General features: G+C 48.0%; 23 protein-coding genes and 1 pseudogene. 16 read left to right on the plus strand and 8 right to left on the minus strand.

All coding sequences use genetic code 11. The annotated features are described in order from the left end of the window. Nucleotides 1-14: 14 nt before the first annotated feature. The 8 genes and pseudogenes from JCM10914_RS16770 to JCM10914_RS16805 all read left to right on the plus strand — a co-directional run bounded on the left by JCM10914_RS16770 (nt 15) and on the right by JCM10914_RS16805 (nt 7,495). Nucleotides 15-725 (plus strand): HAD family hydrolase, encoded by a 711-nt coding sequence (locus tag JCM10914_RS16770; protein ID WP_023963145.1) that lies wholly within the window; start codon nt 15-17, stop codon nt 723-725. A 169-nt stretch (nt 726-894) separates the two neighbouring features. Continuing rightward, nucleotides 895-2,373, plus strand: a complete 1,479-nt coding sequence (locus JCM10914_RS16775; RefSeq protein WP_231638686.1) for an ABC transporter substrate-binding protein — start codon at nt 895-897, stop codon at nt 2,371-2,373. Between the two features lie 25 nt (nt 2,374-2,398). After that, entirely contained in the window at nt 2,399-3,340 is a 942-nt protein-coding gene (locus JCM10914_RS16780; protein ID WP_036718653.1) for an ABC transporter permease, read from the plus strand. A gap of 9 nt (nt 3,341-3,349) precedes the next feature. Further along, the gene (locus JCM10914_RS16785; RefSeq protein WP_023963151.1) at nt 3,350-4,162 is read left to right on the plus strand and encodes an ABC transporter permease; all 813 of its coding nucleotides are present in this window, start codon (nt 3,350-3,352) and stop codon (nt 4,160-4,162) included. 11 nt (nt 4,163-4,173) lie between these two features. Continuing rightward, a pseudogene (locus JCM10914_RS31910) lies at nt 4,174-5,222 on the plus strand (ABC transporter ATP-binding protein). Further along, complete coding sequence (locus tag JCM10914_RS16795) at nt 5,209-6,222, plus strand: ABC transporter ATP-binding protein (RefSeq protein WP_023963158.1); 1,014 nt, start codon at nt 5,209-5,211, stop codon at nt 6,220-6,222. The pseudogene JCM10914_RS31910 and the gene JCM10914_RS16795 overlap by 14 nt, the downstream one beginning before the upstream one ends. Before the next feature lie 24 nt (nt 6,223-6,246). After that, nucleotides 6,247-6,840, plus strand: a complete 594-nt coding sequence (locus JCM10914_RS16800) for a GNAT family N-acetyltransferase (protein ID WP_023963160.1) — start codon at nt 6,247-6,249, stop codon at nt 6,838-6,840. A 271-nt stretch (nt 6,841-7,111) separates the two neighbouring features. Beyond that, nucleotides 7,112-7,495 carry a DUF3888 domain-containing protein gene (locus tag JCM10914_RS16805; RefSeq protein WP_036718656.1) on the plus strand — a complete coding sequence of 128 codons (384 nt, stop codon included), beginning with the start codon at nt 7,112-7,114 and terminating at the stop codon, nt 7,493-7,495. 135 nt (nt 7,496-7,630) lie between these two features. Here JCM10914_RS16805 and JCM10914_RS16810 read toward each other — a convergent pair whose 3' ends face one another. The 4 genes from JCM10914_RS16810 to JCM10914_RS16820 are packed head-to-tail and all read right to left on the minus strand — an operon-like array spanning nt 7,631 to nt 11,475. Further along, nucleotides 7,631-7,996 (minus strand): hypothetical protein, encoded by a 366-nt coding sequence (locus JCM10914_RS16810; protein WP_023963164.1) that lies wholly within the window; start codon nt 7,994-7,996, stop codon nt 7,631-7,633. Then, the gene (locus JCM10914_RS31915) at nt 7,968-9,185 is read right to left on the minus strand and encodes a site-specific integrase (RefSeq protein WP_370570263.1); all 1,218 of its coding nucleotides are present in this window, start codon (nt 9,183-9,185) and stop codon (nt 7,968-7,970) included. The genes JCM10914_RS16810 and JCM10914_RS31915 overlap by 29 nt, the downstream gene beginning before the upstream one ends. Further along, nucleotides 9,116-10,108 carry a hypothetical protein gene (locus JCM10914_RS31920; RefSeq protein WP_023963168.1) on the minus strand — a complete coding sequence of 331 codons (993 nt, stop codon included), beginning with the start codon at nt 10,106-10,108 and terminating at the stop codon, nt 9,116-9,118. Before JCM10914_RS31920 ends, JCM10914_RS31915 begins: the two co-directional genes overlap by 70 nt. Before the next feature lie 5 nt (nt 10,109-10,113). Then, a complete protein-coding gene (locus JCM10914_RS16820; protein ID WP_023963170.1) occupies nt 10,114-11,475 on the minus strand; it encodes a site-specific integrase in 1,362 nt (453 codons plus the stop codon). Nucleotides 11,476-11,899: 424 nt separating this feature from the next. On the opposite strand from JCM10914_RS16820, the gene JCM10914_RS16825 reads away from it, so the two are divergent. Together JCM10914_RS16825 and JCM10914_RS16830 are read left to right on the plus strand one after the other, a co-directional pair. Continuing rightward, nucleotides 11,900-12,667 carry a MerR family transcriptional regulator gene (locus JCM10914_RS16825; protein WP_023963172.1) on the plus strand — a complete coding sequence of 256 codons (768 nt, stop codon included), beginning with the start codon at nt 11,900-11,902 and terminating at the stop codon, nt 12,665-12,667. 235 nt (nt 12,668-12,902) lie between these two features. Beyond that, a complete protein-coding gene (locus tag JCM10914_RS16830; RefSeq protein ID WP_023963174.1) occupies nt 12,903-13,958 on the plus strand; it encodes an anti sigma factor C-terminal domain-containing protein in 1,056 nt (351 codons plus the stop codon). 91 nt (nt 13,959-14,049) lie between these two features. On the opposite strand, the gene JCM10914_RS16835 is transcribed toward JCM10914_RS16830, so the two are convergent. The 3 genes from JCM10914_RS16835 to JCM10914_RS16845 all read right to left on the minus strand — a co-directional run bounded on the left by JCM10914_RS16835 (nt 14,050) and on the right by JCM10914_RS16845 (nt 16,698). Beyond that, nucleotides 14,050-14,565, minus strand: coding sequence for a DinB family protein (locus JCM10914_RS16835; RefSeq protein WP_036718702.1), 516 nt, complete (start codon nt 14,563-14,565; stop codon nt 14,050-14,052). Between the two features lie 119 nt (nt 14,566-14,684). Next, nucleotides 14,685-15,290 carry a class I SAM-dependent methyltransferase gene (locus JCM10914_RS16840; RefSeq protein WP_023963178.1) on the minus strand — a complete coding sequence of 202 codons (606 nt, stop codon included), beginning with the start codon at nt 15,288-15,290 and terminating at the stop codon, nt 14,685-14,687. Then, nucleotides 15,283-16,698, minus strand: coding sequence for an NAD-dependent malic enzyme (locus tag JCM10914_RS16845; RefSeq protein ID WP_023963180.1), 1,416 nt, complete (start codon nt 16,696-16,698; stop codon nt 15,283-15,285). The genes JCM10914_RS16840 and JCM10914_RS16845 overlap by 8 nt, the downstream gene beginning before the upstream one ends. Before the next feature lie 204 nt (nt 16,699-16,902). Between JCM10914_RS16845 and JCM10914_RS16850 the strand changes: the two genes are divergently transcribed. Then, nucleotides 16,903-17,202, plus strand: coding sequence for a hypothetical protein (locus JCM10914_RS16850; RefSeq protein WP_023963182.1), 300 nt, complete (start codon nt 16,903-16,905; stop codon nt 17,200-17,202). A gap of 362 nt (nt 17,203-17,564) precedes the next feature. Continuing rightward, a complete protein-coding gene (locus JCM10914_RS16855) occupies nt 17,565-18,602 on the plus strand; it encodes a lytic polysaccharide monooxygenase (RefSeq protein ID WP_023963184.1) in 1,038 nt (345 codons plus the stop codon). Nucleotides 18,603-18,735: 133 nt separating this feature from the next. On the opposite strand, the gene JCM10914_RS16860 is transcribed toward JCM10914_RS16855, so the two are convergent. Then, nucleotides 18,736-19,497 (minus strand): DeoR/GlpR family DNA-binding transcription regulator, encoded by a 762-nt coding sequence (locus JCM10914_RS16860; protein ID WP_023963186.1) that lies wholly within the window; start codon nt 19,495-19,497, stop codon nt 18,736-18,738. Between the two features lie 367 nt (nt 19,498-19,864). Between JCM10914_RS16860 and JCM10914_RS16865 the strand changes: the two genes are divergently transcribed. The 4 genes from JCM10914_RS16865 to JCM10914_RS16880 are packed head-to-tail and all read left to right on the plus strand — an operon-like array spanning nt 19,865 to nt 24,025. Continuing rightward, nucleotides 19,865-20,920 (plus strand): ABC transporter ATP-binding protein, encoded by a 1,056-nt coding sequence (locus tag JCM10914_RS16865; protein ID WP_023963188.1) that lies wholly within the window; start codon nt 19,865-19,867, stop codon nt 20,918-20,920. Then, nucleotides 20,913-21,791: a carbohydrate ABC transporter permease gene (locus JCM10914_RS16870; RefSeq protein ID WP_023963190.1), complete on the plus strand. Its 879-nt coding sequence runs from the start codon at nt 20,913-20,915 to the stop codon at nt 21,789-21,791. Before JCM10914_RS16865 ends, JCM10914_RS16870 begins: the two co-directional genes overlap by 8 nt. 39 nt (nt 21,792-21,830) lie before the next feature. Then, nucleotides 21,831-22,664 (plus strand): carbohydrate ABC transporter permease, encoded by an 834-nt coding sequence (locus tag JCM10914_RS16875; protein WP_023963192.1) that lies wholly within the window; start codon nt 21,831-21,833, stop codon nt 22,662-22,664. A gap of 23 nt (nt 22,665-22,687) precedes the next feature. After that, complete coding sequence (locus tag JCM10914_RS16880; protein WP_023963194.1) at nt 22,688-24,025, plus strand: ABC transporter substrate-binding protein; 1,338 nt, start codon at nt 22,688-22,690, stop codon at nt 24,023-24,025. Nucleotides 24,026-24,030 lie beyond the last annotated feature (5 nt).

The raw sequence follows: 24,030 nt of genomic DNA on the forward strand, positions 1-24,030 counted from the left end.
GGAGGTAAGTGGATGTGTCTATCAATTACATATGGTTTGATCTCGGTTATACCCTTGTCTATCAGGATCGGGAACAGGTCTACGCCCGATATTTGAAGGAACAAGGAATCGATGTGGCAAGGGAACGGATCGAAGAAGCTTACCATCTCGCGGATAAATACTTCATGCGGGAATATCCAGGGGTGCTTGCCAAGGAACGTGACACTTTTTTTGCTTGGTATCTCGGAGTGCTCAATCACTCATTGGGTCAGCATTTCCCTTTAACGGAGCAGTGCAACCGGATATTGGAAATCCAGCAGGAGCTGGTTGGGGGGTGGCAGCCCTTCCCATTTACGCATGCGGTGCTGAAGAGTTTAAGAGAACGTTCCTATCGGGTGGGTCTGATTAGCAATTGGGATCATACGGCAAGAGATGTGCTGGAGCGAAACGGGATACTGCCTCTGCTGGATCAGATCGTCATCTCGTCTGAAGTCGGGATCGAGAAGCCGGATCAGGCGATATTCCAGTTGGCGCTCGAACGTGCCGGGACGACCCCGGAAGAGTGTCTGTACGTCGGCGACAACTATTATGATGATGTGATCGGGAGTGAGCGTGCCGGCATGCAAAGCTGCTTGATTAATCGGTTCGGCAGCCTGGGCATCGAAGAACTGGAGTCCGTACATGTGATTTTATCCATACAAGAGCTTCCGCAACTGTTATCGGCATCATCCAAAATTATCTCTTAAATAAGAAAGGAAGGGTCATTACCATGAACAAAAATCGGAATATTCACCACCCGCTTAGCATCCTCATTATAGCTTTGTTGCTTATGCTTGTATCAGCCTGCGGCAACAATAGCGCATCTCCATCTGGCAGCCCGCAGGCGCGGCTAATGCGGGGAAAAGCGACGGTACGGTGAATACATCAACTTCACCCGCACCTGAGATCAAATCCGAGCAGTCCCAAGGAGAAAAAGTGGAAGGCGGGGATGTGGTCGTTATTATTTTGCAGGACCTGGATTATCTTGATCCGCATCTTGCCGTTGCGGCAGGAACGAACGAGGTGCTGTTCAATGTGTTTGAAGGCCTGCTGAAGCCGGACGAGGAGGGGGCGCTGAATCCAGCCATAGCGGAATCCTATGACGTGTCGGAGGATGGGCTGACCTATACGTTTAAACTGCGCAACGGTGTCAAATTCCATAATGGAAATCCGCTTACCGCGGACGACGTGGTGTATTCCTATTCGCGCCTGGCAGGACTCGATACAGGGAAACCGCTGCAATCTGCCTTTGAGGATGTGCAGGCGGTTGAATCCCAGGATGCTTCCACTGTTGTGATCCGGTTGAAGCAGAATAGCTCGTCCTTCCTGACGGCATTAACCTCAGCGGTCATCCCGAAGAGATACGAGGATAGCAACAAGAATCCGATCGGTACCGGACCATTCAAATTCAAGGAATATCTCCCGGGTCAGCGGCTCGTTGTCGAGAAGTTCCCCGACTACTATGTAAAGGAGGTTCCCTCATTGGATAAGGTTGAATTCCGGATCATTACCGATGGGGAAGCTGGACTGCTGGCATTGAAATCGGGAGAAGTGGATGTGTATCCGCGGATCGGTACGGAGCGTCTTGAAGAAATAGCCAATGAGTATACAACGTTAAGTGCGCCGCAAAATTTGGTGCAGCTTGTAGCTCTTAATAACGCGAAGGAACCCTTTAATGACATTAAAGTGCGCCAAGCGCTTAATTATGCGATTAACAAGGATGAGATTATCCAAGGCGTTGCGTTCGGTTACGGTACGAAGATCGGATCCAACCTAAGCCCAGTGCTTGCGAAATATTATCAGGAGGGCTTGGAAGATCAATATGCTACCGATTTGGATAAAGCGAAAGCCTTGTTGACGGAGGCAGGCTATCCAAACGGGTTCGAGACGAAACTGTCGGTGCCATCCAATTACCAGTTTCATGTTGATACGGCACAGGTAGTCGCCGCGCAACTGGAGCAGATCGGCGTTAAGGTCAAAATCGAACCGGTGGAGTGGGCCGTATGGCTGGAACGGATCTACAAAGGACGAGACTACGAGTTGACCATCATCGGTCTGGACGGCAAGCTGGATCCTTACCAGATTCTGAATAAGTACCTCTCTGACGCCGGGAATAACTTCTTCAACTATAACAATGCTGAGTTTGATACGACGCTTCACTCCGCAGCGACCGAAGTGGACGATGCCAAGCGCGTGGAACTGTATAAGAAAGCTCAGCGCATACTTGCCGATGACGCGGCTGCCATCTATATTATGGATCCTAATTCCAATGTGGCCCTGAACAAGAAACTAGCAGGGTATAAGCAGTATCCGCTCTATGTCCAAGATCTGTCGAGTGTCTATTTTACGGAGTAGGACAGTCGGAGGTGATTTGCCCAACATGAATTATTATACAAGGCGTACGCTCACGCTATTTCTGACGATGTTGTTCGTGGTCATCCTGACATTTTCCGTGTTCCGCATCATTCCTGGTAATCCTGCGCTCACCATTCTTGGTGTAGAAGCAACCGATGAGCAAATTGCGATGCTTGCGGCTAAGCTAGGGACGGATCGTCCGTTGTTCGATCAATTCATCGACTGGATTTCGGGGATTGCCTTACTGGATTTCGGAGAATCCTTGCGGTTCTCCGAACCGGTCCTTGAGCTGATTGGTGCTCGATTGCCAGTGACCATTACGCTTGCCGTGCTGGCGATGACCATTACGGTTGGTATTGGTATCCCGCTTGGTATTTTGGCAGCCAGGACGAAGGGAAAAGCGATAGACATGGCCGTGTCGATCGGCACCCAGATCGGACTGGCGGTACCGTCGTTCTGGATGGGGATTATCCTCATTCTCATTTTCGGCCTGAGCCTCAAATGGGTAACGGTCAGCACCTATATCCCTTGGTCGGAGAGCCCGCTGCTGGCACTCCGGTCCTTGCTGCTGCCCGCCATCGCGCTGGCTATTCCACAGATCGCGATTGTGGTTCGGTATTTGCGAACGACGATGTTGGAGCAGCTCAATCTGGATTATGTGAGAACGGCGAGAAGTAAAGGGTTGCCCGAGAAGTCGATACACTACCGTCATGTGCTGAAGAATGCGCTGCTTCCCGTTATTACGATCATCGGTATCCATTTTGGTGAGCTGCTTGCCGGCAGTCTGGTCATTGAACAGGTGTTTACGTTGCCGGGTTTTGGCAGCTTGCTCATTACTGCGATTGGAAATCGGGATTATCCGTTAGTACAGGGCTTAGTGCTAATCATTGCTTTTACGGTTATCATGATAAATTTTATAGTCGATCTATCCTACCGCTGGCTGGATCCACAAATCCGTTTGAAGTAGGGGTTAACGATGATGAAGAGACATTACAGCTTCAGTCTGGCGCTGGGCGCGTCATGTATTACATTGCTTCTCTTGATGATGCTGGTCAGCCTGTTTTATACCCCGCACCAAGTGAATGTCATGAACATTGCCGATCGGCTGCAGGGGCCGAGTTGGAGCCATTGGCTGGGAACCGATAATTTTGGCAGGGATGTTCTGAGTCGGGTTATGGTGGGCGCTCAGACGGCATTTATGGTTGGAGCGGTCTCCGTAGCTATCGGGTTAAGCGGCGGGCTGATCATTGGGACATTAGCCGGCTATGTGGGACGGTGGCTCGATGAACTATTGATGCGGGGAACAGATGCATTGTTGGCGTTTCCCGGTATCCTTATCGCCTTGCTGCTGGTCACGATTTACCAGCCCAGCATGTTCCAGACGATGCTCGCGATCGGCATTCTATCCGTTCCCTCATTCGCTCGCGTGATTCGCAGCGGCGTGCTGCAGCATCGAGAAGCAGAATATGTAAAGGCAGCAAGGGGAATAGGCGCAGGGCATGCCAACATTATATTCGTCCAGATTCTGCCTAATATTGCATCTTCCATCGTAACGACAGCAGCGCTCAGTTTCTCAACGGCCATATTGGTTGAGGCTGCACTAAGTTACTTGGGCTTGGGTGTACAGCCACCCGATCCCAGCTGGGGTAGAATGCTGAATGAATCACAGAGCTATCTGGGAAAGGCTCCATGGTTCACGCTTGCTCCCGGGCTTGTCATCACGTTAACGGTGCTTGGGTTCAATCTGCTTAGTGACGGAATCCGTGATGTAAGGGACAAGAGAGGATAGAGGTGATGGAGATGGAACAGAAGGCTTATCAGAGGAAGTTGCAGGAGACTCATCAGCGGATCGAAGGGAATGAGACTGTACTTCAAGTCCATAACTTGCAAGTCGAGCTTCAAGTGTCTCGTCGGAAGGCTGTGAATGTACTGGATGACGTATCCTTCCGGATTGAAAAAGGGGAGATCGTGGGTGTCGTCGGCGAGTCCGGCTGCGGAAAGAGCGTTCTAGCGCTTTCCGTGCTCGGGTTGCTGCCTCCAGCAATGCGGATTGGTGCAGGAGATCTCTGGTATAAGGAAGAGCTGCCGCTGCACACGTATAACAACCGCGACATGCAATCGGTTCGGGGAAAGGAAATATCGATGGTCTTTCAAGATCCCATGAGTTCATTGAACCCTGGTCTGACGGTGGGCCATCAGGTGATGGAGAGTTTAAGGCTTCATATGGGATATGGAAGGAGGGAGGCACTGGAGCAGGCGGTGTTGCTGTTCCGTAAGGTGGGTCTACCAAGACCGGAGAAACTGCTTCATGAATATCCGTATCAATTGTCCGGCGGCATGCGACAACGGGTCATGATGCAATGGCGATCTCATGTAATCCGGGGCTGCTTATTGCTGATGAGCCGACCACTGCGCTCGACGTTACGATTCAAGCCCAAATTCTGGACCTGATGCAACGTATCCGTAAAGACGATGGGACGGCGATCCTGCTCATATCACATGACCTTGGTATGATCGCAGATATGTGTGATCGTATGATCGTCATGTACGCAGGCAAGGTGGTGGAGCAGGGAACGGCTGCAGAGATTTTTGACCATCCAAGGCATCCTTATACTATAGGTCTCTTGAATTCCGTTCCCACGCCAGCGAAGAAAGGCAGTCCGCTGTATTCCATACCGGGTACGGTGCCCGCGCTGCATGAGAGAGGAAGCGGTTGCCGATTCGCTTCGAGGTGTCCATACGCTGCGGACCGCTGCCGACAGGAGCTGCCGCCCCTTGTCCATGTAGGGAAACAGCATGCTGCTGCATGCTTTCTGGCGGAGGAGGTGGATGCCAATGCTGTCGTATGAGGAGTCTCTGGTTGAGCTTAAGCATATCGAGAAGACCTACTCACAAGGTTCTCTGTCTGTGAGCAAGAAGCTCCGTGCTGTTCGCGGTGTATCGCTTGCCATCAGAAGAGGAGAAACGCTTGGGTTGGTAGGAGAGAGTGGCTGCGGCAAGTCTACCGTCGGCCAGATGACCGCGCGGCTGCTTGAGCCTAGTGGTGGTTCGCTCTGGTATAAAGGAAGAGATATTACGAATGCACAGGGAAAGCCCTTACGAGAGCTACGTCAAGAAATCCAATATGTATTTCAGGATCCCTATACTTCGTTGAATCCGAGATTCACGATTGGCCGTCTTCTGGAAGAACCGCTGAAGTATTACCGGCTGGGTAACCGGCAGAAGCGCAAAAACGAAGTTCTGGAGATGTTGGACCGGATAGGTCTGAATGCTTCCTATATGGATCGATATCCCCATGAGTTAAGCGGCGGGCAGCGGCAGCGGGTAGGCATTGCAAGGGCGCTGATGCTGAATCCGGAATTCGTGGTGCTCGATGAGCCCGTATCGGCATTGGATGTCTCCGTACAGGCGCAGATTTTGAATTTGCTCAAAACGCTGCAAAGTGAATTGTCTCTGACTTATTTGTTTATTTCCCATGATCTGAACGTGGTGCACTATGTGAGTGATCGAGTCGCTGTCATGTATCTTGGAAGCATTGTAGAGATTGCTGATGTGAATGATCTGTATAACAATCCACGGCACCCCTACACACAAGCGTTAGTCTCGTCGATTCCGGCCGAACGGGGCGGTGAGAAGAGAGAGCCCATCATTCTAAGCGGGGATTTACCCGACCCCTCGACCGCCATCCAGGGCTGTCCCTTCCGATCAAGATGCATGCATGCGTTCGAGCGTTGTGCCGCCGAGATGCCGGAATGGTCGGAGGTCGGAGCAGGTCATGCTGTACGATGCCATTTGTGGAACGGGACACAGGAGAGCCTCGAGCCATTGCCTGTTGAGTTATCATCTTAGGACTGAAGTGGAGGATCGTAGAAGATGGACGATAAGGAGCATGAAGTCATACGCCTGGCTATTGCTGCGGATGCCCCGGCTTTAAGGAATCTTCTATACCGGGCCTACGAACCGATCCGCATGTTGAATCTCAAGTGGCCGGCGGCATATGTTACGCAGGATGCGGCGCTGGCGAATATCGAGCGGAATGAATGCTATGTATTGGAGAAGGATGGTTCGATCGCGGCAACCATCACGTATTCGCTGGAGGGCGACGTTCGCGACGTGACCGATCTTCCCTTCATCAAGTGGTTCGCGGTCGATCCGGTGCTGCAGGGTCACCGGCTCGGAGCGCGATTGATCCGCTATGTCGAGCAAACGATACTCCTCGGGAAATACAAATGGCCTGCTGTTACATTGGCAACCGCGGAGCGGCATCCGTGGCTGGCAGCGATGTACCGGCGAAGCGGCTATGAATCCATTCTGGAGTTCGATTCCAAGAACGGGGACGGCAATATGTATCTTATGTGCAAAGTCTTGAATTCAGATCGATTCGAGAGGTATATCCGCGAGCATCCCGCGGATCTTGCTGCCATTCATAACCGTACCCGGCTGGTTAATGAAAATATGAATCAATGACACCCTGAAGTATTTTATTAAAAGTGACAAGAAGTCCAATATAACCAATAAGCATAAGTGATTGAATATAATGTTAGACATTTTATTGGCAAAAAAAGAATGGATAGAGTCTACAGAGAAAATCTGAACTCCATCCATTTCTTTTTATTATTTACAACAACAATTTTACTTTGTACATTTGCTCTTTTGAAACATCGTATTCGTTAGTGCAATGGATTTATAAACTTGTTAAATCGGGGGAAGAATACCTCCTTGAAAGGGGGTTATTATCATGCGGCTAACATTATTGGCAAATGCCGTACTTGCCGCTTCTCTGTCTGTATCCACGCCGTTACATACGGTTGCTAATGAAACAGCCCACCATCCAAGCCGTCAAGAACAATCTTCATGCGATGTGCTCAGGGACGCATTCGTGTGGTCTTTATTCAAACCGATTGGGAACGTGCTTCGACAATACAAGGATGAACGACAATTCATGGTCGATGATGTCGTTGAAGTCAAACGTTTGGAGCAAGGTCAATATTATTGGGAGACAACTTTGAAAGTAACGACCTTTGAAGGACCGCATAACCCTCCTTACCATTACTATATCATTACCTTTACCAACTTGTTTTCAAATGAAGTAAAAGTGAAAAAAGTGTTGAGAACGGATTAAAAAAATAACTAAAATGTCCGTGAGCTTAAACTCAATTAAACTGCTCAAATATACTTGCAGTCCATTTGCTATGGTTTTCGGCAATGAACTGCTCCGTCTGTATCAGCTTATCTACAAGCTCCTGTTTCGTTAACTTCATGTATTTTTGACGAAGCTGTACAAGATCACGATTAGGCTAATGCGTCTTAGATCGGTATCATGTGTCATGCTAAATTGAGAAGCTCGTTTATTTGTTTGTCTTTTTTTATACGTATGGCTGTGTTGCTTGTAATAATCAAATAACAATTCGTTCGTTTTTATTGTATTCGGATGAATTCCTTTACCTGTAGGATCAAATTCTTTAGATTTATTATGAATGCTATTTAAGCTTACGGACTTACCTTCCTTCACCAAAGAATCGATAGCAGATTTGCCTAACTGGAAGGAGCGATTTTTATTTTTTTTATGAGCAGTATGAAGCCAAGGACGATCATCATTTGTTGGTACGGATAATTGGTTCATAGTGCAGTTCCTCTCTGTGTTGTTTAATCAACTCAATTTCTTTAAGTTCAATTCTGGCTTGCTTACGCATTTCTTTTGCCTTTTTAACTTCCACATCAAGCCCCATTTTCGTAAAGCGTTCCTCCATATCTTTAGAAAGCTTAATCACTTCATGTAATTCATGTTCTTGCTCAGGTTCAGGGATTTTCGCTTTACAGCCTAAACATGCCATTTTCGTAGGGCATATATAATCTGTAACGCAACTACCACCTAACACCTTATTAAAAACACCGACTTTACTATTGTGATCATCCAATTCTCTTTGTAGCTCCTCTGGACTACGCAGAATTGCTTCATCAATGTCCACATAGCTTGCAATGACATCATGTAATTCACCAACGGCTTGAGCTATCTGTGTAGGTGTAGGGGCAGAATAATAGCTCGTAACATTTACATCCCTTTGGTGAAGAACTTTTGCAACGATGTCGAGTGGTATCTTTTGTCGTTGTACCGCCTCAGTAGCGAATGCATGACGGAGGAGATGGCTTTTCACCGTCACAGGTGTTCCTTCTTGAGTTTCAAATCGCATTGCATGAAGCAAGAATTTTATGCATGAATAGAGGCATGTATGTTTCATTGCCTTATTTTGATACTGAAAGTAATATGGTTTAGGTTCTGGAAACAGATGTCTTCGACTATAGCGATATTCAACACTTGGAATCTTGTCGCTTTGATAATGCTCTTTTAACATCCGAAGTACAATTTGAATATATTCCATTGTTTGTTTACTGATGTAGAATTCTTCAACCTTGTCACGTCCTTTGGGGATCGCACGAAAGGAATAATGAAGTTTTTCTTTTACCTTTTTAATCTGAATACACTCTCTGGTGCTGTTGATCTGCAACAATTCGTTCAGTCTTGCTCCAGTTGTCGTAAAAACATCAATCGCCAACAAAGCAAAGGTGCAGGCGACATAAATCGGCTCTACGTCAAACAAAATGCCCTCTACCTTATCTTTATGCAAAGAAACAAATGTGCTTTGGTACAGGATTCCTTTATGTCCTGACCAGAAAGGGATAGGATTCTCTTCAGATTCTTCTGAACCGTATCCCCATGATTTTAAGAGAGTACGCTTTAATTTTATTTCTTCTTTCGTTGCGTTTTGACTCCATGACCCAGTATGCCTTCTTGAATTATCTCTGCGAACCATAATCCATCGGCTTCATCATCATCATCATCATCGATCCGTTCAGCCTTAACATATTCAACATAGAAGTGGTTATTATCATCTGAATACGCACCTTTGCGATCATTAGCAACCTGAACAACCGTTTCAGTGAATTGATACTGGTAGTGAGAGACAAAGGATGGCTTGTCCCACAAACGGAAATAAAGACGTTCTCCAATGCGTTCAGGTTCATCGTAGTGAAATTCTAACGGCAGGCAATCAGGACGCTTCTGTGCCTCGTCTATGGCTTTGTAGAAGGCATCCCGAAGGCGTTTCATTTGATTCCAACGAAAACGTGAAGTCGCTCTGATTTCAGGTAAATAGGGGACAATGGCATCCGTCTCATCTTTACGGTTATTTTGACGCTTTTCGAGAGCCAGCTTACTAAAAGAAAAATCTCTTGAGTCAAATGACGGTATAGGGAACAAAAACTGCTCAAAATAGGCTTGTTGCTCTTGATTCAATTTCTGCATGATCCATTTTTTGGTGTGGTATGCATCCGACTTATAACGACGCAAAAATTCCGACCGCATATTATTTGAATGCTCTGGACAAAACTCTCCCTTGAGATAGCTGTACAAGTGAACTTCTGTATTGAACTCCTTCATCTCTTGGAGCGAGTGGAAATGGAATATATCTTTCATTCTTGGATGAATATTTTTTAATTGATTATCAGTAGTTTTTGGATCTAAGTTTCTATCAGCTTGAATTAGTAAGGCAAACAACATATGGTTACACCACGGCATTTCGATGATCTGATTCATAAAATACTTTTGATTGCGTTCATCCACTTTATCCAGTAAGAACACACCTCTTGCATCTTTCAGATGTAAAATAATGTGATCTATTTTTTCTTTCAATGCTGAATAATACTCGGATTTAGGCTTCACACTGATAAAGCTCATAACGATCACTCCAATCCATCCAATAATTCTTGTAAATCTTGATCAAATTCTAAATCGCCTGAGTTTTTTATGAGCGTTAGCTGTGTTTCCTGCTTACGTTTTACTTTACGATTGGAAATGTACTCTTGCTCTCTTTGTTCCATGTTTTCAAGCATTTGATCGTGAGCTTTCCGATGCTTTTCTTCGTCAAAATAATGCTCGTACACTTTGATTGTGTCTTGGTTTTTCCACTTCATGTACTTAATGAGTTCATCTTTACGTTGTTTAAATTCGACTTCCGTTTTTGATATGTTATAAATTTCCCTTAGTCTTGTTGTTACAAACCAATGTCTGGCTTTGTGGGGGTTTAGCTTGAGCTGGCTTATCTGCATCGCTTTATTCCAGTGATAATACCAGGCTTCATACATAAGAGGCGTTCCCCACTCCGTAAGGAATATAGGTGCGTTATCAGGCAATTCATCAAATCCCCAATGGTTCGGATCATGCTGTTTTCGTACAGTGTTAATGTAATGATTCAGATGTTTTACAGTGTCTTTACCGAACCGCAAGAATTTCACCTTGCGGCCATGGCTACCTTTATTGAAAGTGCTGACTTCTTGGAAGCTCTTCCTTGCACGGTAATCGCCAATTGTAAGCTCTATGACCTCCGAAGCTCTGGCTCCTGTTTCAAATAACATACGAGCGATGATCATCTCTCGATCTGACCAATTCGCTCTCTTACCCGCCTTATATACCTGATAGGGTAGATCAGGATCGTCTATAATTTGGGGTTGCCATTCTTCGTTGATTAACTTAAAAAAGGAGTCTGTTAATCGGCGTGTTGGGATGGGGTCTTCTGTTCCGCTCATGGACGGCATTCGTGGCTTATTTGTCCTTGCCCCCTCAGTATGGCCCCTGTAATCGGTCAAAATGGCTTGTGAATCGATTAGAGGGTTATAGAAGGAATACTGTCTCAGATAGATCATAGTCTTGTAAAATGACTTCACAGACGATAGAAATCGATTCACCGTATTCGGACTTTTATGAGTTAAATTTACAAAACGAAACGTATCCTTTTCTTTCACTTTACATAACATTTCGTTCATGAGGTAATCTTCAATGGCAACACGAATGGCTTCTGGTGGATCACTCCACTCAACACGACTACCTTGATAATTGCTGTGCTTATTTAGCCATGTAAAAAAAGGAAGTAGTGTTTGCAAGTAGGAGAGTGCAGAGCTTTGGCTGATTCTTCCTTTGCTATCATGATAGAAATCGGTTAACGGAAGAAAAGGATTATCTTCATTGAACACCAACAACTCATAACGACTTTCGACACCTTCTGGACAATAAACGTAATAATAATGATTTGATGTTTTTGTAGTCATTTAACACCTCTATCCAGTTAAGAAGGTAACATCGTAGGGGAATATATGTTCTATTTGTTGGAGTAAAAAAAAGTCCATCACAGACTTTTACGATATACATCTGCTTTTTGACTGTTGTGTAACCTAATCCCCCATCTATATCCACATCATACCATGTCACATTATGGCAGTAAATGGACTTACATATCACATATCAGCAATAAATAAGAATGAGCAACACAAAGAGTTTTCCCCCTCTGCATTGCCCATCAAATCATATAATGTCTAACATTGTATTCAACTGCTATTGTTATTGGTTTTAGTGGACTTCCTACACCTTTAATGTTACAGAGTAAGGGTGTTTTTTCTTGGTATTTTTTTCGTTAAAAGTGTTGACCTTAACGTTACGTGAAGGTGTACATTTGGGATGTCAGGAGGTGAAACCATGGAATATACAGTGCAGAAGCTGGGACGGCTAGCAGGAATCAGCACGCGTACGCTTCGATATTATGATGAGATTGGCATTCTGAAGCCGGCCAGAATCAATTCGTCAGGATATCGGATCTATGGGCAGGATGAGGTGGATCAATTGCAGCAGATTTTATTCTATCGTGAGCTCGGACTATCCTTGGACCATGTCAAGGAAATTATGACGTCGCCCACCTGGAGTAAGGCCGATGCACTGAAACAACACCATGCACAGCTCCTGGACAAGAGAAGGCAGCTCGATCTGCTGATTACCAATGTGGAGAACACGATCGCCTCCGCCGAAGGGAGAAAGACGATGACAGACCAACAGAAGTTTGCAGGGTTCAAGCAGAAGCTGATTGATGATAACGAGCAAAAATACGGCCAGGAGATTCGTGAGAAGTATGGCGATGTTGCGATCAATCAATCGAACGCCAAACTAAAGAATATGACCCAAGAGCAGCACGAGGAGCTGACCCGTTTGACGGAGAAGTTATACGGGACATTGGCCGAAGCCGTCAAGCAAGGGGACCCAGGCAGCGAACTTGCCCAAACGGCAGCAGCTCTTCATAAGCAGTGGCTCACATTCTATTGGAGCGACTACAGCAAGGAAGCGCATGCGGGTCTTGCCCAAATGTACGTCTCCGATGAGCGCTTCACGGCTCATTACGACGAGAAGCAGCCTGGCACAGCCGAGTTTCTTCGTGATGCCATTCTGATCTATACAGGACAAAGCGAGTCATAAGATTAATGAAGCTAGTAATCAAGCCCTTTGCACGATATGATGCAGAGGGCTTTTTTATCGTGGAGTTATTTTTTCATAAATAACTGTAACATTTGACGGAACAAACCGTTGTCTGTTGTGAAGGGGGAGAGGATTCGATGCGGCGTGATCTATATACCGAGTTATTCAAGACGTATCAATCCTATCTGTATCTGTATTTGTATCGGCTGAAGCAACTGGAGGGAGAGATATAGCTATGCATGACGAGAAGGAGGAAAAACAAGAATACGTTCTGCGGAACGATGATTTTTCCACAGAACCGCCACAGTGGAGTGAGAAGGAATTCAATAAGATGATCTGGCGGACACGATACAAGATGTTAGCGAATGCCGTGGGCGGGGCGATTGTACTGTGGCTGATCTATACCATCTATATTTCCGCCATTCATATCTATTTTGATACGAATGAAGTGAGGGGAAAATTCATACGTTCCGTCGTAACGGCGGTGGAACTGCATGGAGACGGCGTTCGGGTGGAGAAGCCGATGCATACGGTATTCGAAGTGACGCCGTTCCTTTCGCAAAAAGGTACGTTTAAGTTGTACCGGATGGTGGGCGATTGGGAAGTCGTTACGGGCGAGGTCCATGCGAAATTAACCGTGACCGGGAAACTTTCCTATTCCATCAATCCAACGGGCGCCTATTTGAATGAGAACAGCCCTGCATTCGTTCTGCCTTACTCCGTCATGTTTGATGAAACGGTGGGAGGTGGGGAGCGCCCGGAAAGTGACATGGAGCAAGTAAGACGGATCGAAGACGGCTTCGTGGCGGAACTGTCCTTTTCCACGGATGCCTTGCTGTCGCCAGCGGAGCTGCTCGACCTGCTGGGGGAATACGACCTGCGTGTGACCGGGATGCCGGTCTATGCGGGAGAGTTAACGGAGGTTCAACCTGGGGGACATTCCATCGGGGGAGGTGGCGATTATTACGTTCCGCATTTGACGTTCCGCCCGATGACCGTGTATGAGGATGATCAACGACTCTCCATGTGGTCCCTATACTTTACGACGCCCGACCCGGACATCGAAGAACACATGGAGCGAATGATTGGGGATCTGGCATGGGCGACCGCGAATGCCGCTTACGATTGGGCGGACGTCGATAGGCAGCGCTTGGCGTATATTAGAGAACACGGCATGCAAATTTACGGTGCGACGGTGACCGGGCCCGTCAGGGAACTCGAGAAACTTGGAGAGCGTCCCGAATTCAAGGAATTCCGCCTGGGCCGGGTCGAGGTATGGAACTGGGATTGAACGATGGCAGGCACCGCGTGCTTTCGTGCCATGCCGCATAAAGAAAGGATGCTCTCCAGCACTGCGGCTTGGAGAGCATCCTTATCGTTGATCAAGTTAAATATTGATCCCGTATCATATTCATGTGGTGAAGTTCATGCCCAGCAATGACATACGCAGCAGCGCGGGCAGAGAGAGGGTAGTTGTTAAACATGCCCTGACGTATGAGCGCTTCCTCCGGTAGACTGCCCACCAGCGTGGCCGTGGATTGCCTCACCGCAGAATAGTCCTTAAGTACTTCTCTTAACGGGAGTGCTGCGAAGGGAGAGTTCTGAACGAAGACTTCACGATCATATCCACTAAATTCACGGGCATCGCCGCGAGCAATGTAGAGGATACGATAGTTCCACAAGCGCTCCATATCGGCGATATGACCAATCACCTGCTTCAAACTCCATTTGTTTGGGGCATAGCGGTAATCGGCTTGTTCCTCAGTCAAATCGCTTAATGCCTGGAGCGTGTCATCATGCTGTTGCAGCAAGATCTGCGTTATATTGCCTTCAGATACAAGACGGACGTAGCCCTCGGCGTGCGGTGAGTATTCGCTGGAATCAGGGTAGGTATTCATCGTATTCATATGGGTATCCTCCGGATCATGAATTGAGTGAGACGTATATCTAATCTTTATGCAGACTAGCCCAGATGAATTCATTTCTTAGTTCTACTTGCCCTGGATGAGGGTAACTATCAGGTGGCCTGCGCCCAGATCAAGTGTATGATTCCGTTCCAGTGTCGCTCGCTCTTGATTAGGGCGAGCGGAGAGTTCTCCACAAGCCGCATCATATCCCGGTTATAGTGACAGCCGGATATCCGCCGTGCTAACGGATTAACGACATGCTGTGCTGACCTTAACAGCCGGTTGGCGCTAAGTCCATGCTCTAGCAAATAGATGCGCCCGCCGGGTTTCACCCAGCGGTTCATCTTGTTCAAAGCTGCTGCCGGATCTTTGTAGCCGCATAGCGATAACGTGGATACCAAGGCATCGAACGAACGCTCCGGGAGCTCCAGGGATTCGATATCATGCTCATGGAAGATCGCTGCAATACCAAGCTCCGAAGCGAGCTGACCGGCACGGCGCAACATCTCCGGGCTGAAATCGACCGCGGTAATATGTACACGGTCCTTATCATAGAAGGGAAAGTTTGCACCGGCGCCAACGGCTACCTCAAGCACATGGCCCTCCACATCCTGTAGCAACCGTTGTCTCCATACACCGAGACTGCGCTGCCGCGAATTCCGCTCATACATCGCGGCCTGCTTGTCGAATTTGCGGATCAGGGCGCGTTTATTCACGCGGTATTCTCCGAGCGACGCCTGTTTTGACCGCTGCTTTAACAACAAGCTCACGGATTGCTTTCACCACATTCTGGTTGAATACACTCGGAATGATATAGGATGGATTACGCTCTTCATCGGATACAGCGGACGCAATCGCTTCCGCAGCCGCAAGCTTCATTTCTTCGTTGATCGTCGTAGCGCGACAATCGAGGGCGGCCCGGAATATGCCCGGGAAGCACAGCACGTTGTTAATCTGGTTCGGGTAGTCAGAACGACCGGTCGCGATCACGCCAACGATGTCTTCCACTTCTTCGGGTCTAATCTCCGGCGAAGGGTTGGCCATCGCGAATACGATCGGATCTGCGGCCATCGCCTGCACATCTTCACGGCGCAGAATACCGCCGGCGGAGAGACCGATAAATACGTCCGCTCCTTGAATGACTTCACGCAGCGAGCCTTGCACACGGTTCGGATTCGTATGCTCCGCATACCATTGCCACATGGAATTGTTGTATGAATTTCCGGATACGAGCGCGCCTTCGCGGTCTACGCCGATGATTTCGGTTACGCCGGCAGATAGAAGAATCTTGGTGCAGGCTACCCCAGCAGCCCCGATGCCGCATACAACGACGCGAACCTTATCAATCGGTTTGTTTACGATTTTTAAGGCATTAATGAGCGCGGCGTACAGGACGACAGCGGTACCGTGCTGATCATCGTGGAACACGGGAATATCAAGTTCATCACGCAGACGCTGTTCGATTTCAAAGCAGCGCGGAGATGAAATATCTTCAAGGTTAATGCCGCCAAAAGCAGGAGCGAGCGCTTTAATGCAGGATATAATCTCTTCGGTATCCTGTGTATCCAGACAGATCGGAAAGGAGTCTACGCCTGCGAGCTGCTTGAAGAGCATCGATTTACCCTCCATAACCGGCATCGCCGCATAAGGACCGATATTGCCAAGACCTAGCACGGCGCTTCCGTCGGAGATAACGGCTACCGTATTTCTTTTGATGGTTAATGTATAGGCTTTCTTTGGATCCTCCTGAATTGCCGCACATACGCGGGCCACGTCAGGCGTATAGACACGGGAGAGATCGTCACGGTTTTGAATCGGGATCTTAGGCTGAGTTTCGATTTTGCCGCCCAGATGCAGCAGGAAGGTGCGATCGGAGACGTTGACTAGTCGGACACCCTTCAGGTTCTTGACTCTATCTGTAATTTTCGCGATATCAACGCTGTCCGTTACGGTAATGGTAATATCCCGAACCGTGGTATGGCCGCTCGCTTGAATGACGTCGATGGCGACCATGTCACCGCCGGCTTCGAAGATAGCGGATGCAACTTGACCGAATTTAATCTCCTGCGTGTTCATTTCAAGTCTGAGGATAATGCTTTTTCCCCCGAGTCCATTGTTTTCCATTGTGACCTCCAAGTAATCGATCATTTTTTCGTGATCCTGTAGTGTGTAGCCATAACATTGTTAACGTTATCATAGTTCGAGGAAGCATGGTCATTTTCCTGTTTCGCAGTCAAGATTCCCGTCAATTAATATAAAGTATTTATTGGAAAATTGGCGCCGATGGAATTATAATCGGAGCATCTCATTGAAAAGGGGAGATCTGCTGTGAATGCCAGAATCGAGGAATTGGAAAAGCGATTGATCAATCAGCACCATAAGGATTTGTTTCTTCAGATGTTGCATACCCTTCAAGCCGTTGATGATTTGGCAGAACAACACCGGATTTATCAAGCTGTACAAGCGCTGAGCGGTACGCGCATCGTGGGGACGGAGGAGAATGTGTACTTCGATACCTTGAATCAGGTGAAGGAGCAGATTGTTCATACCCTGGAGCTAACCATCGAGGATTTGGAGCACAAGGGCGACAAACATTATAAGAAACATTTCAAGGATGGTGTGGAATGAAACTATGAAATAGCCGGACAAAAGCATGGTTCCGTTGAGGAGCCATGCTTTTTATATGACTCGTTCTTATCGGTCGCTGAAGGCTTTAACATAACCATCACATCGAGAGTTACATTATTATCCAATTTCATTGCAATGTGTAAAAAATCGTTGATTAGTATTATGGGATACCGTCTTCAGATACTATAAACTAATTGTAGTGCTGGTAAAGCTTGGACATTTGTAATTTATTCACACCAGGTTCAGTTTCATCCAGAGATTAAGATTCTCCATGATCGAAGAAGGAAGGTGATGGGCACAACCGGGAGGCTGTGGGATTAGGAATTATCGTTTATCTCAATTATCAAAGGAGGAATTATTGTATGACTTTAAGTTTACCGAATAATGCTTGGCTCAAGAATTTAATCATTACGGGTGCCACTGTATTGCTGATGACCTTATTGATGGTTTTATTTGCCGACAAAGCTTCTGCCCACGGGTATGTGGATTCCCCGGGTAGCCGTGCTATTCTGTGTAAACAAGGACAGAACTCCGATTGTGGAGCGATTATCTATGAGCCACAGAGCTTGGAAGCGCCGAAGGGATGGCCGAATTCAGGCCCTGCAGACGGTAAGATCGCCAGCGCTGCTGGCGCATTCCCTAAGCTGGATGAGCAGTCCGCGACTCGTTGGAGTAAAGTTAATATTTCTGCGGGTACGAACACCTTCCAGTGGGTGATTACGGCAAGGCATTCAACGGCAAGCTGGAAATACTACATTACGAAAGACGGCTGGAATCCGAACGCTCCACTGAGCAGAGCATCCTTCGACCTGACGCCTTTCTGCTCCATCAACTACGGAGGGGCTCAACCTCCAGCGAATTACGCATCCACTTGTAACGTTCCTGCCAAGACTGGATATCATGTCATTCTGGCGGTATGGGAAGTTGCAGACACGGCTAACGCTTTCTATAACGCAATTGACGTTAACTTTGGCAGCGGCGGTGGTACCCCGAATCCTGGAGTGCCTGCTCCAACAGGTTTGACATCCCCAGCTCAAACAAGCAATAGCATTTCCTTGGCATGGTCTGCTTCTTCTGGAGCTTCCAGCTATGAAATCTATCGCAATGGATCGCTGGTTGGTACTTCCAACACAACTTCGTATACGAATACCGGCTTAACCGCAGGTACGTCCTATACCTACACGATAATCGCCGTTAACAGTTCGGGCAGTAAATCTTCGGCCTCGTCGCCGCTAACGGTCTCCACGTCAGGTAATGCGACGACCTATCCGGCATGGAGCGCGACGACCGTCTATGTCGGTGGCAATAAAGTTACGCATAATGGCGTGAATTATGAAGCCAAGTGGTGGACGTTAGGCGAGACGCCGGGCAATGCGGATGTATGGAAGGTCATTCCGTAACGCAAGTTAAATAAAGATTGGTGCAGAGGCTGTTCCAGCAGTAGATTTCTTCTACTCGGGGCAGCCTCTGCTTTTAATGCGTATGTGTGCACCCCTTCGGGTGTTTTTTTGTTATATACAGACAATGACATGATCACGACCGGTAAACGGTAATGCCTTTTTCTTGAAATGGTTTAATGTCGGATTCTGAAGCTTCGGTACCGGTGACAATGGTATGGATGGCGCTGTTCGGAGCGACCGTATGCAGCGAGAGCTTACCGATTTTGCTGTGGTCGGTGACCACGATGATTTCCCCGGCGGCTGCGATCATCCCTTGCTTGGCAGGCACGAGCAGTGCTTCAGGATGCATCAGGCCGTGCTGCGGGTGCAGGGCTGGAGTTCCGATAAAGGCTTTCTCCACATGCAGGCTTTTCAATACATGATCCGTAAACATCCCATTGAGCATATAACTGGATGGGTAAAGATCCCCGCCAGTCAGAATAACCTTGATTCCCGGCGCATCGCGCAGCTCGACTGCGACATTCAGATCATTGGTAATGACGGTAATATTGGACCGGTGGACTAAGTGGGCAGCGATATGCAGCGTAGTCGTACCGGAATCAATTATAATATTCTCTCCGTCCTCAACCAAGGAGGCAGCAAGTTGGCCGATTCGCATTTTCTCATCTCGATGAACGCTCGTACGCTCATTAAATGAAGGCTCGTTATGAGTCCATTGCTCCATAATTACTCCGCCATGAGTACGCTTCAGTACGCCCTCGCCTTCAATATCGGCCAAGTCACGGCGAATCGTGGCTGAATGAACCTGGAACTCCTCGGCCAAGGCAGCGACCGTTGCCGTTCGGTATTGACGTACATAATCAATAATCCTCTTCTTTCGTTCATGTGCTAGCAATTCGCAATAACTCCTTCCATTTCGGACATCTCATTGGGTATGTGCGTTTTTACATTCAATGCTCAAGTTTGTTCTTTTATGCTTAAGAAATGTAGCCCCTTACATTTTATCCCCCATATGTTAAGAGATTGTTAAAAACCAGCCAGCTCAACATTTACAAACTAAGTACGATGCTCTAACACTCCGCTAATGATATGGCCATACAATCAATTTAAATAAAAAATGAGCAAAAGTGATCATTACTTGTGCATTTCATGCGTAGTTATTAGCAGATGTGTGTAAGGGATTTCAATTATGGTTCGTCTGTTCGTTTTTTATGGATCATGCAATGACAGCATCATAATACGATTCGTGAGGGGGATCGCTCTTGGCATCGATTGAATTCGTAAAAGTAAGCAAGGTATTTGACCGTCAACCCGTCATTCAAGATTTGGATCTGAATATTGAGGACGGTAAGTTCACTGTGTTGGTAGGACCGTCAGGCTGTGGCAAAACGACGCTGCTGCGTATGATTGCAGGCATTGATCCGCAGACCTCGGGCTCGGTCCTGATTAACGGCAAGGATGTGACCCGAATTGCACCGGGCAAGCGTGGCGTAGCCATGGTGTTCCAGAATTATGCCATCTATCCGACGATGTCGGTGCGCGATAATATCGAATTCGGTCTGGTGAACAACAAAGTTCCCAAGGATGAACGGACGCGTCTGGTGGAGACGATCGGGACAACGGTCGGACTCGGTGAATATCTCGACCGTAAGCCTTCGACGCTATCCGGTGGGCAGCGGCAGCGGGTGGCCTTGGCAAGAGCGATGGTCAAGAATCCGTCGGTATTTCTCATGGATGAGCCGCTCTCTAACCTGGATGCGAAGCTGCGCGTCCAGATGCGCATTGAACTGATCGAACTGCATAAGAAGCTGGGTTCGACTTTCGTCTACGTAACCCATGATCAGATGGAAGCGATGTCGATGGCGGATACGATTGTATTGATGAATCACGGTGTGATCCAACAGGAGGCAGCACCGGAGGTTGTTTACCGCAAACCGAACAATCTGTTTGCGGCTCAATTTATCGGTGTGCCCCCGATGAACATCGCTCCGATTGGGGAAGACAAGACGACTTTTGGATTTCGACCGGAGAGCGCCGTGGTAACGACGGAGCCTGGAGAGTATCACTACTCGGTGAAGGGGACCGTGGTTACCCGCGAAATGCTGGGCTCGGAGACGATCTATCAAGTGAAGACCGTCGATGGGCAAGCGTTTATGGTGAAATGTCCGGATGATCGATTCCATGTCGATCAAGTCGTGTACCTCGGCGTTCCCGCAGATAAGCTGTATTTCTTCGGAACCGATGAGAACCGGATCGATGAGCAGGATGCACGGTATCGTGAACTGCTGGAGCGTCTATGGGGAACAGCGCATGGATAAGAAGCGGATATGGGAAGGGATACGGCCTTACGTGCTGATTGCACCGGCGATGACAGGCATTCTGCTGTTCGTGATGTATCCGGTCGGTTATTTGATGTATTTGAGCCTCTTCAAATACAATTTGATGAACAAAGACAAGAGCAGGTTCGTGGGGCTTGATAATTTTACACAAATTCTGAGTCGGGGTGATTTCTACAAAGCGCTCTGGAATACAAGCCTATATACCGTTGGCGTTGTGGTTCTGACGATGATGCTGTCGCTGCTGATTGCCGTTTGGCTGAATAAGAAGGGAAGATTCAACCAGGTCGTGCAGGCGGGAATTTTCACGCCCCATGTAGTGTCGATCGTCTCGATCTCGCTCGTATGGCTGTGGCTGATGGAGCCTAATCAAGGGATGCTGAACTATATCCTCAAGCTGCTCGGCCTTCCGCCCTCTGCGTGGCTGCAAAGTTCCAAGACGGCGCTGTTGTCCGTCATCATCGTCTCCGTCTGGCAGGCGATCGGCTATTATACACTCATTATCGTCGCTGCTCTTCAGAGCATTTCGCCTAGCATTTATGAGGCAGCGGCGCTGGATAACGCGAGTAAATTCAAGGTGTTCTTCAAGATTACCTTGCCCATGATATCACCGCAGTTGTTTTTTATCCTAATTATCATGACGATCGGCTCGTTCAAGGTGTTTGATACCGTTCAGGTTATGACCGGCGGTGGGCCTAACAATGCAACCACTACGCTTGTGTACTACATTTACGGGTTCCGGACGACCAATATCGGCTATTCGGCAGCGACGGGCGTGGTGCTAATGGCCATCATCGGACTGCTTACATTCGTTTATTTCCGGCTGCTGTCAAGAAAGGTCCACTATCAGTAAGTCGTTCGATGAGCATTTGGATAAAGGAGGAGCCACAGTTTGAGAAGCTTTGAATGGAAGACCGTATCGCAATGGCTTGGTTATCTGCTGAAGGCAGTGACGCTAATGATCTTTATATTCCCCTTCCTGTGGATGATCTCGACGTCGCTGCAGACGTTCCGCGAGACGATGTCGTTTCCGCCTACGTGGATTCCAGCCACGCCGCAGTGGGGCAACTTCGCCGAAGCGATGAATGCAGGGCCTTTCCTGACGTATTTCAGGAACTCTGCCGTTGTCACGGGTTCGATCATTATTTTGCAATTTATGATTATGATTCCCGCAGCGTACTCCTTTGCCAAATACAAGTTTCATGGAAAAACCGTACTGTTTGGCCTAATCTTGCTGGCATTTATGATACCGGGTCAGGTTACGTTCATCCCGGTCTATCTGATGATGGCGGATTGGGGGTTGGTGAAGACGCTGCTGCCGCAGATCATACCGTTTATCTCGAACGCCTTTGGCATCTTCTTGCTGCGGCAATATTTCATGCAGATTCCGGAGGAGATTATCGAAGCGGCCCGGCTGGACAATGCGAATGAATTCAAGATTATGTGGAGAATCATGATTCCGATGTCAAAGCCTGCGCTGGCCACGATCGGACTATTCAGCTTCGTGAGTCATTGGAATGATTATTTCTGGCCGCTCGTCATGACCGATTCCGCCGCTGTACGTCCGCTGACGCTCGGGATTGCGATGCTCAGGGAGACGGAAGGGATCAGCAACTGGCACATCATCATGGCTGGCAATGTGATTCTCGTGGTTCCGATTCTACTGGTGTATCTCTTCTGCTCCAAGCATATCGTGAAGGCGTTCGTCTATTCCGGTATTAAATAATAATCAATGGAGGAATGAAATCAATGAACACGAAATGGTATTCGCTGCTCTCGATTATTCTGCTATTTAGTCTGCTTGCCGCATGTGGCGGTGGAGGCTCCAGTACAGGTTCGGCCGGCGAAACGCCAGGCAACGGCGGAACGGGAACGAACGGCGGCGCAGAAACTCCGCCTGCCAGCCAAGGCAAGACGACCGTACAATTCTGGCATTCGCTTGGAGGCAAGAACGGCGAGTATACCGATGCATTAATCCAGCGCTTTAATGCTGCCCATAGCGATATCGAAGTTGTAGGTACGTTTCAAGGGGGGTATGATGAGACCGTAACCAAGCTGCAGCAAGCGATTGCCTCAGGCACTGGCCCGGACGTCAGCATGCTGGAGCGGGCTTACGTTCAGATGTTCGCCGATTCTGAAGTACTGGAGGATTTGACGCCGTATATGGAGGGATCGGGAATCAGTGCAGATGATTTTACACCGGGTCTGATGGGGCATTCCGTCTTTAATGATCAACTCGTATCCCTGCCGCTTAACCGCTCGACTCCAATCCTGCACGTCAATAAATCAATGCTGGATGAGGCAGGGTTGGAAATTCCGACGACATGGGAAGAGATGAGGGAAGTGGCGGGTAAGTTAGCGGTGAAGGAAGGCAATGAATATAAGCGGTATGGCCTTACAATGCCATATGATACGTGGTATCCCATTGCGATGATTACTCAGGCAGGGGGTAAATTCTTCAATGATGAAGGGACGACGATCGGTTTCGGTGATAACGGAGCCGGGCACAAGGTATTCTCTTATCTGAAGGATCTGCAAAGCTCCGGTGCGCTCTATTATCCGCCGGCTCAGGATTCGGGTAATATTGTGAATAGCATGTTTGTTGAAGGTAAGGTCGGCATGATGTTCCAGTCGACCGGGTCGATTGGCGGTCTTAGCAGCACCGTTGACTTTGATTATGTAACGGCATTTCTTCCGAAAGACGAAGTATTTGCGAACCCGACCGGGGGGGCGAATGTGACGATGCTGGCGGCTTCCAAGCATAAGGAAGCGGCCTGGGAATTCATTCGTTGGATGGAGATGGAGGAAGAGGGAGGTCTCGAATTCATCCTGCAATCAGGTTATCTTCCGTTTACGAAGAAGATGGTAGAATCCGAGAAGATGCAGGCGCTGTGGGCCGAAGAGCCTAACCGCAAGGTGGCGTACGACCAGCTAGAACACGCCATTGATACGAATAAGGATGTAGCGTGGCCGGAAATCATGCACGAGTTCTTCTCCGCCATCGAAGCGATCATGTATGACAGCAAAGATATTGATTCGACGATCGATACGTTCAGAAAAGAAACCGAGCGGATTTTAGGACAATAACTAGG

The organism is Paenibacillus sp. JCM 10914 (genome assembly GCF_001315105.1).
Taxonomy (GTDB): Bacteria; Bacillota; Bacilli; order Paenibacillales; family Paenibacillaceae; genus Paenibacillus_AQ.

Bases quoted from the DNA above. Each gene is read 5' to 3' on its own strand.
- JCM10914_RS16780 (WP_036718653.1), top strand. From the start codon at position 2,399: ATGAATTATTATACAAGGCGTACGCTCACGCTATTTCTGACGATGTTG.
- JCM10914_RS16785 (WP_023963151.1), top strand. From the start codon at position 3,350: ATGATGAAGAGACATTACAGCTTCAGTCTGGCGCTGGGCGCGTCATGT.
- JCM10914_RS16795 (WP_023963158.1), top strand. From the start codon at position 5,209: ATGCTGTCGTATGAGGAGTCTCTGGTTGAGCTTAAGCATATCGAGAAG.
- JCM10914_RS16800 (WP_023963160.1), top strand. From the start codon at position 6,247: ATGGACGATAAGGAGCATGAAGTCATACGCCTGGCTATTGCTGCGGAT.
- JCM10914_RS16805 (WP_036718656.1), top strand. From the start codon at position 7,112: ATGCGGCTAACATTATTGGCAAATGCCGTACTTGCCGCTTCTCTGTCT.
- JCM10914_RS16810 (WP_023963164.1), bottom strand. From the start codon at position 7,996: ATGAACCAATTATCCGTACCAACAAATGATGATCGTCCTTGGCTTCAT.
- JCM10914_RS31915 (WP_370570263.1), bottom strand. From the start codon at position 9,185: ATGGTTCGCAGAGATAATTCAAGAAGGCATACTGGGTCATGGAGTCAA.
- JCM10914_RS31920 (WP_023963168.1), bottom strand. From the start codon at position 10,108: ATGAGCTTTATCAGTGTGAAGCCTAAATCCGAGTATTATTCAGCATTG.
- JCM10914_RS16820 (WP_023963170.1), bottom strand. From the start codon at position 11,475: ATGACTACAAAAACATCAAATCATTATTATTACGTTTATTGTCCAGAA.
- JCM10914_RS16825 (WP_023963172.1), top strand. From the start codon at position 11,900: ATGGAATATACAGTGCAGAAGCTGGGACGGCTAGCAGGAATCAGCACG.
- JCM10914_RS16830 (WP_023963174.1), top strand. From the start codon at position 12,903: ATGCATGACGAGAAGGAGGAAAAACAAGAATACGTTCTGCGGAACGAT.
- JCM10914_RS16835 (WP_036718702.1), bottom strand. From the start codon at position 14,565: ATGAATACCTACCCTGATTCCAGCGAATACTCACCGCACGCCGAGGGC.
- JCM10914_RS16845 (WP_023963180.1), bottom strand. From the start codon at position 16,698: ATGGAAAACAATGGACTCGGGGGAAAAAGCATTATCCTCAGACTTGAA.
- JCM10914_RS16855 (WP_023963184.1), top strand. From the start codon at position 17,565: ATGACTTTAAGTTTACCGAATAATGCTTGGCTCAAGAATTTAATCATT.
- JCM10914_RS16870 (WP_023963190.1), top strand. From the start codon at position 20,913: ATGGATAAGAAGCGGATATGGGAAGGGATACGGCCTTACGTGCTGATT.
- JCM10914_RS16880 (WP_023963194.1), top strand. From the start codon at position 22,688: ATGAACACGAAATGGTATTCGCTGCTCTCGATTATTCTGCTATTTAGT.